Origin of the sequence: Pseudoalteromonas sp. AOP7-A1-14, assembly GCF_052376275.1 — a bacterium.
GTDB lineage: Bacteria > Pseudomonadota > Gammaproteobacteria > Enterobacterales > Alteromonadaceae > Pseudoalteromonas.
Genome location: NZ_JBQSVO010000128.1, coordinates 1 through 10,217 on the forward strand (window position 1 = coordinate 1; position 10,217 = coordinate 10,217).

Consider the following 10,217-nt stretch of genomic DNA (forward strand, 5'->3'; position numbering starts at 1 on the left):
GATTTTAAACTTTCTAAAAAATCTAAACTCAAGTTTTACTCGACTCACTAACTCGATGCTTGCTGCTTAAGCGCTGCCTGCTCTGCCGTGTCAGTGGGGTCGCATTATAGGGATTATCTGGAAACCGTCAACGCTTTATTTCAGTTTTATTAAATTAATTTCATTTTTGTTTGAAAGCTATACAAATCAAGTGTTCTGGGGAGATTTTTGTCTATTTATTGATTCAAGCTTCAAAATTATAAGTAATTATGGATCTTGAAACCTCTTGCCATGATTAATGATAATCAATATCATACTTATTTGGTTGTGTATTGATAAACAAAAAGGATCTCCTGTGTTTAGACGCTCTGTATTTAAATTATCTCTTATTTCATTGTCCATCCTTAGCAGTAACTATGGCTTTGCCGCTGAAACAGCTGTTGAGGAGGATATAGAAAGCATTGCGATATACGGTAAAAACTACCGTTCTACAGGGACTAAGTCGAATTTAACACCGATAGAGTCGCCTATGAGCTTTGAAGTCTACGACAATAAACTACTTGAATTACGACAGGTCGACACAGTAAATGAAGCATTACGCTATGTATCGGGTGTTACACCTGAAAATCGCAGTACTGTGACTATTTTTGATCAATACACGATTCGTGGTTTTGAGAGCTATCGTAATTTTTATGATGGTCTGCCGCTACAGTATAATTTGGTATATAACCTCGCGCCGCAGGTCGATGCATTTGCCACCGAAAGCGTCGAGGTTTTAAAAGGCCCAGCATCAGTTTTATATGGTTCAGCCCCTCCAGGGGGTATGGTTAACCAAACAGCCAAAACACCACAAGCGACTTCTGAGCATAATATAAGAGCCCGCATTGGTACCAATAATTTAGCAGAGCTCGCACTCGATAGTACTGGCCCTATAACTGATGGCATTAACTATCGGTTTATTGCACTTGCTCGTAATCGTGACGGTCAACAGCAAACCACAGAAGAGCAAAGAATAACGGTAGCACCGTCAGTTACTTTTGAACTCAGCGAGCGTACTAACTTAAACCTTAATTTATACTACCAAGACGATCCTGAAATGGTCCCTTCTACGCCTCTGCCGGCTAAAGGCGCTCTTTATGAAACCAGTTATGGAAAATTAGAGGCTGATGCATATGCTGGTGATAAAAATTGGGCCGAGTTTGCTCGTGACGTTACTATGATCGGTTATAAGTTAAACCATGAGTTTTCTGACTCAGTGTCATTTTTACAAAACTTTCGCTATACCAATGCCGATGCCACGCAGCAAAATAGTTATGATTATGGCCTGGCCGATGATGATAAAATATTAACCCGTACAGCGTATAAAACTATCGAGGATGCTGAAGGCTTTGTCGTTGATAACCAACTAGCAAGCCAATTTAACATAGCAAATACCAGCCATAACTTATTATTTGGCTTTGAGTATCAAACGCTTGATTCAACCTTCGATTATGCAGATACCTTTGGTGTAGATACGCCAAGCTTAGACTTATCAAACCCTGATTACGCACAATTTAATGCTGATACAACAGCTGCCTTAGATACTTATCGTCAATTTAGTCGTTTGCATCAATCACAACGTGGGTTTTATTTACAAGACGAAATAAAAATTGACGCTTTAACCGTTATTGCAGGTCTGCGCCATGATAATTATTACAGCTTAACCAACAGTACGGTGAGCGGTGCAACAAGTAATCAAGAAATAGATCAAAGTGATACTACATTCAGAATGGCAGCTATTTATACTTTTGATAATAACATTGCTCCATACGCGAGTTACTCAGAGTCATTTGAGCCAACCTCTGGTGTCGACACCTTAACCGGTTCAGCATTCAAACCCACTACAGCAGAACAAATTGAAGCTGGGGTTAAATATCACAATAATGATTCAAGCACTAAAGTAACGGCGGCATTTTTTGATCTACGCAAAAAAGATGTCGTTGTTAATACCCCTGACTTTATGCAATACACGCAAAATGGTGAAGTACAATCTAAAGGCTTTGAAGTAAGTGTTTATCAACAGCTTAGCAATTCACTAGATATTACCTTAAACCTTACTGATATGGATGTTGAAGTAACCGACAACCCACAAGATCAGACAGTAGAAGGAAAAACACCTATTTGGGTGGCTGAGCAACAAGCATCATTATGGTTAAATTACTTCTTAAGTGATGCGCTGGAATTCAATGGCGGCATACGCTATGTAGGTGAAAGCCAGCTTGATGCACAAAACTCAGATACTGTACCTGGTTACACTTTATTAGATGTCGCTGCCAGTTACCGCTTTAATGACAGCTATAAAGTGGGCTTAGCCGTGAGTAACTTAGCTGATAAACGCTATGTTGGTGCATGTTATGACATTAATAGTTGCTGGATGGGTACAGAGCGAAGTGTAGAGCTGAGCTTAAATGCTTCTTTTTAGACTGTATTGAATTTATGTAAAAAAGCGAGTTTTGACTCGCTTTTTTTATTCTCTAACATAAATATTATTACTTCTAACGGGTTCCTTCTAGCTAGTGATGAGTTAAAGGCCATGAGGCGTTATCGCCAATTTCGCCGAAGCTACCAATGTTTAAGTATTCTTCCTTTAACGGCATCTGAGCTTAGGAGCTGTTTTTAAATTTACAAACTATTTTATTATAATTAATGCATTAGGTTACTTATAAATAAGTAACCTAATAGTAATTTTATTTATATCTATAAACAGCACGAACAATTACGCTTGTTTTTTTGCATTTTACCAATACCTGGATTAAACGTATTCGTTGGGTCTAAGCTTTTGTAAAAGTTTTGCAGATCAGGTTCTGCTTCGTATAAATGCCCTACATTGTGCTCAGCAGGATATTTTGCGCCTCGCTCATTTAAAAGCGTTAACATCATCTTCTTGACATGTTTAGCATCGCTGCCCTTTTTTAATATATAGTCTTGATGAAACACGTAACAAAAGAAGTGCCCGTAGTAGAGTTTCTTTTCTAGGTGTTGTGCAATTTCGTTAGGGAGCGTTTCAAGCCAGTCTAACTCATTACGAGGTATTGCAATATCAAGCGCTAATATCTCACCAACTTCTTTTTCGTGCATTACTTCATACCTTAATGCTGCACCTGCTGCTGCAAAACGATTCAAAAAGGCGCTTTCAGACTCTTCTTTATTACATTCGAAATAAGTACCTGTTTCAGAAGTTTCAAAAAATGACTTTAAGAAAGTCTGCGCTTCTTCTATGCCATCATCACTCATTTTCATTATTAGGTGATGTTCGTACTTATCGCGGTATTCTAGCATTCGTTTAGGTAAATGCTGTGGAAATACTTTACTGACTAGCTGCATAGCCTTATCGGTAAAATGTTTTGGCATCCAAGATAACTTATTAAGTTTGGAGTCAATACGCCCTTTAATAGAAAACAATTTAGGTAATGCATCTGTTCCAAGGTGCTTAATACTTAAAAATGTGTCTTTACCGTATTTAGCTGATACATCAAATATATCACGATGCATATATTCACCCACTTCAGGAATGTTTTTGAAGGTAGATAATATTTGTTTTCTCAACTGCGCAAGCTCACTAACGCTATTGGTACCTATGTAAAAAGTTCTCTCTTTTACAGCTGTTGGATACGTGTCTAGGCGTACTGCAAATACTGCAAGCTTTCCGGCACAACCACTCGCTTCATAAAGTCTTCGTTTGTCAGCATTAAAGCGACTCGGTGTATTGGCATTAACGTCTCTTACTCTAGCGATATATTCTTTATCTGATGCAAGCTTTTCACTTTGAGGTAATTTAGTTTTATCAAAATTACCACTTTGCAAGTTAGTTAATATTTCTTCAGGAGAATTACCTAACTCAACTTCGAGGTGATTAACTAAAGTTAACTCACCTTTTTCATTAACTTGGGCAAATAATGAGAGCTCAGTATAAGCAGGTCCGCGCTTAACAAGTGCCCCACCAGAGTTATTTGAAACACCACCAATTATTGAAGCTCCAAGTGTTGATGAACCAATAACTGAATGAGGAGTTCTATTTACGGCACTTAGTTCTCTTTGCAAGTGATGTAAAGTCGCGCCAGGTAAGCTAATCACTTGTTCATTTTCGTTGACTAAAAATAGCTGATCCATAGCCAGCGTATTGATGACAACAACAGGCCTGTCATAATCATTACCACTGGGGGTTGAGCCTTCGGTTAAGCCTGTTTTAGCGGCTTGCATTATAATTATACAATTACCTTCTACACAAACCTCCAAACTACGCCAAATATCTAATAGAGTCTGTGGGAATAGTACCGCTAATGCGTTTCCTCCCCCAGATCGCCAACCCACTCTGTAGTGCTCGTTTTTATCAGGATCAGCCTGTAAATTACTAGCACCTAATATATTTGTTAGTTTGTCCAAAACTTGGTCAGGGTTCAGCTTAGCTTGAAAAGTAGCTTTTGAAGAATATATATTTTTACCCTGTTCTTGAATTATTTCATGATTCATACAGCTAAAAGTCCTTGATAACCAAAAATGTAAATGACAGCCATAGTGATAATTCCACTAAATAACACATAATAGATTGTCGGTAGAATAGTCCGCCTTAGTGTTGAACCTTCCATACCTAGCAAACCAACTGTGGCTGATGCAGCAACTACGTTATGAATAGCAATCATATTACCAGCCGCTGCGCCCACAGCTTGTGATGCAATAATTGTTGAAGGAGATATGCTTAGGTTCATTGCTGCTTCGTATTGAAATTGACTAAACATCATATTTGAAATCGTATTTGAGCCTGCGATAAACGCACCAAGCGCACCAATAGTCGAGCTTATTAATGGGTAAGCATTGCCTAATATACCCGCAAATAATTCTGCACTGGCAACCGGCATACTGACAACGTCAGATAAGTTAGTGCCTGAATTAATAAAAATTCTTACCATTGGTATAGTAAAAATAAGCACAAAACCTGCACCTAATACCGTTTTACCCGACTCTTTAAATGCGTTATTTAGCGCTGTGGCTGGCTTTTTAGTTTGAAAAATAGCCGCAACAAGTGCGCTCACTAACAATATGCCACCTGGCAAATACAGTGGGCTAAGACTTGCACTGATCCCTTCTTCACCTAATATGGCTGAAAAGTCGACTGTCGCGCTAAGCAGTAATTCCTTAAACTCGACAAATACGCGCGAACATACAAGTAATATTGCAACAAGAAGGTAAGGAAACCATGCCATAACCGCAGAAATATTTTTATCTGACTTAGAAGGTGCTACATCATCAGTATTAACAACTAGCTTTCCAAACCATTCTTTGGGCCAGTTTTGTGATGGCTCAAAATCCCATGTTTGTTTAGGAGTTAAAAAGCCTCGTTTAGCAGCATTAATGACAATAGCGATGCTAACTAAACCACCAATGATAGTAGGAAATTCAGGCCCTAAGAAAACCCCTGTTAAGGCATAAGGAACGGTAAAAGCTAACCCGGAAAAAATGGCAAATGGCCAAATAGCCGCGCCTTCTTTCCAGCTTTTATTTTTACCAAAAAAGCGAGTTAGCATCATGACCATAATTAGAGGCATAAATGTACCTACAATCCCGTGAATTATGGCAACCTGACTTGTTACTAATTGCAAAAAATCTTGCCACTGTAAGCCTTCTTTTGCCAGTAAGGCACTGATCGCAGTGGTATCAAGTCCTTTATTTACACCGATAATGATTGGCGTACCTACAGCACCAAAAGAGACCGCGGTACTTTGAATCATCATTCCCATTAATACCGCTGCTAAGGCTGGAAACCCTATAGCAACCAATAAGGGGGCTGCGATAGCGGCAGGCGTGCCAAACCCAGACGCACCTTCGATAAATGTGCCGAAGCACCAAGCGATTATAATTACTTGAATACGTCTATCGGGCGACACATTAGTAAAGCCTGAACGTATAATTCCAATTGCACCGGTATGTTTTAGCGTATTTAATAAAAACAATGCACCGAATATTATCCATAAAACTGATACGGTAATAATTAAACCTTGTAGCATCGACGACGAAACGCGGTTTAAAGTCATATCCCATACAAAAATAGCAATAGTAGCGGTCACAGCAAGCACCATCGGCATTGTTTTTTTAGCGGACCACTGTAAACCCAGCAATAAGATACCACAAAGCACAATAGGCAATAGTGCAAGTAACCCATACATTGTCTGACTCATAGCTCGATCCTTATTATTGTGTGTGTCATTTTGATGAAAACCTCTTTCTCACTATAATTCTAAATTTTATTAGGCGAAAATAGCCTTTATATACTCTACTCCTTGTAAATTAATTGATATATTGCAACAAAAGGTAAAATCATTTTCCTTTTTTGATATAATAAAATGAAAATTACACTATTTAAGGAACTAATTATAATGAAAGCTGATGATTTGATTTTATTAGTTCAAGTAGTTGATGAGGGCTCATTTTCTAAAGTTGCGGATAAACTATCGTTAACGAACTCAGTTGTCAGCAAGCGCATAGCTCGTTTAGAAGAAAGTTTAAATACCCAGTTACTTTACAGAACAACCAGAAAATTAAGCCTTACAGATGCAGGTAAAACACTCTACGATAAAGCAAAAATAGCGAAAAGTGCATTTCAAGAAGCTGAAAATGCAATCACAAGTTATAGTGATGAAATTAAAGGTAATATACGAATGACAGTACCTGTCGTTTCTGCAGACTTAATTCTCAGTCAATCTATTGCTGAGTTTTGTAAAATCTATCCAGGTGTCTCAGTTGAGTTAAATGTTACCAATCGTTTAGTTGATCTTATTGAAGAAGGTTATGACTTAGCCATTAGAACCGCTAAACTTGAAGATTCATCATTAGTTGCAAGACGTTTAATTGATAGCCAGTGGATTATCTGTGCTACTCCGAGCTATTTAAAAAAGCTTGGTACACCTTCAGTCCCTGAGCACCTACAAAGTCATCAATGTTTGCTCTATACATTTGAAAATAAAAGCAATGAAGTATGGCCATTATTAATTGATGACGTAGAACAATTACTCCCTGTTAATGGTCACTTTCGAAGTAATAACCTAAATGCAATAAAGCAAGCTACGCTTAGTAATTTAGGTATCGCCTATTTACCTTTAGCGCTGGTATTTGAAGAATTAAACGATAATTCATTAACACAAATTTTAAGCCCTTTTACACATAAAAAAATGGGCATGTACGCCATGTACCCCAAAGTAAGGCAGCCTGATAAAAAATTAAAGTTATTGGTATCGCACTTACGAGAGTCGCTGCAACAAAAAAAAGCACACTATGATTAAGTGTGCTTTTTTATTATTTTTAACCGTTGCTTATATAATCTTAGAAAGTATATTTAGCCGAAAATTGTAAATAGTTAGAATCAATACTTTCCATATTCTTATCATCAATAGCATATTGACCCAATTCAACACCTACATTTAAATCGTCGGTTACATTGGTTATTAAGTTAACCCCCATGTGAGAGCGGTCTTTTTCTGTAACGTCTGTAGTGGCTCCGCCATAAAATAGCGTTGAACGCCAGCTATCAACCCAAACATGTTTATAAGCGACAGTGTATGCCGTTGTTTTTTCAACAACAACGTCTGTACCATCTTCAATTACGATATCAGGTGTAAATCCTGCACCAGTATAACGACCTGGTTCACCCACAGTTAGTTGGAATCGAAAGTCATCGTTACCAAATGTATTTATTTTCCCCGAAAAGCTACCAGCGATCGATGTTTCATCTATGCCGCCTTGATCTACCTTTCTAAGTAATGCCCCAACGGATAATTCACCCCAGCTTTTTTTGTAGTTGTAGCGAGCAACAAAGTCAGGAATTGATTCATCCTTATCAGCGTCTGCGCCTGTCACACCAACGCCACTAGAGGCTGCCCCAGTATCACCATCACCATTTGTTTCAGGACTTTCAATCGCAAACTGCCATCCACCATGACTATAACGAATTTGTGTTTGACGAACGAAAACCTCACCAACATGAGGACCACCAAAGTCTAGCGTTTCTGGAATTGCAACCAATGGCATAAATGTTGACCACGTTTGGCCAACAAGCCAATCTTGATATTGAATATATAGGTGGCGAAGACGATTATTAGAAGAATTACTTACAACTTCATTACCACCGCCACCATAGAAATCTACTTCGGCAAAACCAATGACTTCTCCACGCTGAATTTTTAAATTGATTCTTGATTCTTTAACATTAAAGCCGGTATGGGAGGTATCAATAGGCTCACCTTGCGGGAAGTTACCCGTCCAATAATCTTGGTAAGCTATATCACCAGAAACATGGCGTACATCTGCTTTTGCATATCCGCCAAGTTCAACTTTTGTTTTTTGACCGCCGATATCAATATTTGCTAACTCAATCGAAGCTTGGCTAGATGAAGAATAACTTAAAGAAATAAGCGATAATGCAATAGAGGAAGACAGCGCTGTAATTGTGTGTTTCATGTTATACCTTTTTAATTATAGTCCTAGGACTCTCAATTTAGAGGGTTATAGGTTATTGGTAAATAATAAAAAAGCTATTCTATTTTTCCAAAATTAACATAATTGAAACAGAAAATGATACATATCTCATATGTATGTCAACATAATAGCGAATGAAGACATTCGCTATTATGTCTTAAAGGCTTTTATTTTTTAACCGGTCGGCTCCAGCCCGTTAAATTACGCTGCTTTGCGCGCGCAATAGCAAGTTGGTCGTCGGCAACATCGGTTGTGATCACAGACCCCGCGCCAACAGTAGCGGTGTAGCCAATTGATACGGGAGCAACGAGTGATGAGTTCGAACCTATAAAAGCGTTATCACCTATGATGGTTTTAGACTTATTTACACCATCATAATTACAGGTAATAGTGCCTGCGCCGATATTTACTTTCTCGCCAATCTCAGCGTCACCTAAATACGAGAGGTGGTTTGCTTTAGAGCCTTTGCCTAAACGGGTTTTTTTCATTTCGACAAAGTTACCTATATGTGAGTCTTCTTCCATAATCGTACCTGGGCGAAGTCTTGCATAAGGACCAAGTGTGCATTTAGCAGCGACACTTGCATCTTCAATCAAAGTATTTGCTTTTATTACAACGTTATCGCCAATGGTACAGTTTTTAAGTACGCAGTTAGGGCCGATTTCTACATTATTACCAAGGATTACATTCCCTTCAAAAATAACGTTTATATCAATTAATACGTCTTCGCCTGTTTTAACGTCGCCACGTACATCAATACGCGCAGGGTCAGCGAGTGTTGCACCGTTTAGCATGAGCTCTTCTGCCTGCCATGCTTGATAAGCACGTTCAAGGCCAGCTAATTGTACACGGTTATTTGCGCCTTCAACTTCCATTGCATGATCTGGCTGCGCCGATGTAATTTCTACACCTTCACTGTGCGCCATAGCAACAATATCTGTTAAGTAATATTCACCTTGAGCGTTTTCGTTAGATAAGTTACCTAACCAGCTTTTTAACAACTTGCCGTTAACGGCCATGATACCAGTATTTACTTCGTTAATAAGTAACTGCTCTGGGCTTGCATCTTTTTGTTCAACAATCCCTACTAACTTGTCATCAACACGAAGCATACGCCCATAACCGTTTGGGTTAGCTAAACTTACAGTTAATACAGCTAAACCATTTTTAGGTGTTGCAGCAAGTAAACGCTCAAGCGTTGATTGCTTAGTTAATGGTACATCACCATATAAAACCAGCACGGTGTCATCATCATCAATATGCGGGTTAGCTTGCGCAACGGCGTGTCCGGTGCCAAGTTGATCTGCTTGCAGTACCCAGTTTACGTTGTTATCGGCAAGTTGTTGTTGTAATAGTTCGCCACCATGACCGTAAACTAAGTTAGTGGTCGTTGCACCAAGTGCCTTTGCATTATCAATAACGTGCTGCACCATAGGTTTACCTGCCACTTTATGCAGTACTTTTGGTAGAGCAGAGCGCATACGAGTACCTTTACCCGCAGCAAGAATTACTGTTGTTAGAGCCATTAAAACAATTTCCTTTTTCCGTTGTTTTATTGAGTAGTTAATGAAAATAAGTTTACTAGATTACGCATGTCACTCCATGTATACATACTCGGTCATATTATAAAAAATAATGACTGAATCTATGATAAACAAACTGTTCATTAATAATTACACTTATTGTAACCAGCTTTGCTAACCGATATAAGTGTAAAGCCAAATTACAGACAC

At 38.6% G+C, this 10,217-nt stretch carries 6 protein-coding genes; 2 read left to right on the forward strand and 4 right to left on the reverse strand.

Features of this window, described 5'->3' with window-relative positions:
* Positions 1-334 precede the first annotated feature (334 nt).
* The gene (locus ACT3RM_RS15500; RefSeq protein WP_441836364.1) at positions 335-2,440 is read left to right on the forward strand and encodes a TonB-dependent siderophore receptor; all 2,106 of its coding nucleotides are present in this window, start codon (positions 335-337) and stop codon (positions 2,438-2,440) included.
* Between the two features lie 275 nt (positions 2,441-2,715).
* On the opposite strand, the gene dld is transcribed toward ACT3RM_RS15500, so the two are convergent.
* Positions 2,716-4,488 (reverse strand): D-lactate dehydrogenase, encoded by a 1,773-nt coding sequence (dld, locus tag ACT3RM_RS15505; protein WP_225736535.1) that lies wholly within the window; start codon positions 4,486-4,488, stop codon positions 2,716-2,718.
* A complete protein-coding gene (locus ACT3RM_RS15510; protein WP_192541257.1) occupies positions 4,485-6,191 on the reverse strand; it encodes an L-lactate permease in 1,707 nt (568 codons plus the stop codon). Before ACT3RM_RS15510 ends, dld begins: the two co-directional genes overlap by 4 nt.
* 198 nt (positions 6,192-6,389) lie before the next feature.
* On the opposite strand from ACT3RM_RS15510, the gene ACT3RM_RS15515 reads away from it, so the two are divergent.
* Positions 6,390-7,292, forward strand: a complete 903-nt coding sequence (locus tag ACT3RM_RS15515; protein WP_192541258.1) for a LysR family transcriptional regulator — start codon at positions 6,390-6,392, stop codon at positions 7,290-7,292.
* A 40-nt stretch (positions 7,293-7,332) separates the two neighbouring features.
* Here ACT3RM_RS15515 and ACT3RM_RS15520 read toward each other — a convergent pair whose 3' ends face one another.
* Together ACT3RM_RS15520 and glmU are read right to left on the reverse strand one after the other, a co-directional pair.
* The gene (locus tag ACT3RM_RS15520; protein WP_441836642.1) at positions 7,333-8,466 is read right to left on the reverse strand and encodes a DcaP family trimeric outer membrane transporter; all 1,134 of its coding nucleotides are present in this window, start codon (positions 8,464-8,466) and stop codon (positions 7,333-7,335) included.
* 185 nt (positions 8,467-8,651) lie between these two features.
* Entirely contained in the window at positions 8,652-10,010 is a 1,359-nt protein-coding gene (gene glmU / locus ACT3RM_RS15525) for a bifunctional UDP-N-acetylglucosamine diphosphorylase/glucosamine-1-phosphate N-acetyltransferase GlmU (protein ID WP_441836643.1), read from the reverse strand.
* Positions 10,011-10,217: the final 207 nt, after the last annotated feature.

Bases quoted from the DNA above. Each gene is read 5' to 3' on its own strand.
- dld (WP_225736535.1), bottom strand. From the start codon at position 4,488: ATGAATCATGAAATAATTCAAGAACAGGGTAAAAATATATATTCTTCA.
- ACT3RM_RS15515 (WP_192541258.1), top strand. From the start codon at position 6,390: ATGAAAGCTGATGATTTGATTTTATTAGTTCAAGTAGTTGATGAGGGC.
- ACT3RM_RS15520 (WP_441836642.1), bottom strand. From the start codon at position 8,466: ATGAAACACACAATTACAGCGCTGTCTTCCTCTATTGCATTATCGCTT.
- glmU (WP_441836643.1), bottom strand. From the start codon at position 10,010: ATGGCTCTAACAACAGTAATTCTTGCTGCGGGTAAAGGTACTCGTATG.
- ACT3RM_RS15510 (WP_192541257.1), bottom strand. From the start codon at position 6,191: ATGAGTCAGACAATGTATGGGTTACTTGCACTATTGCCTATTGTGCTT.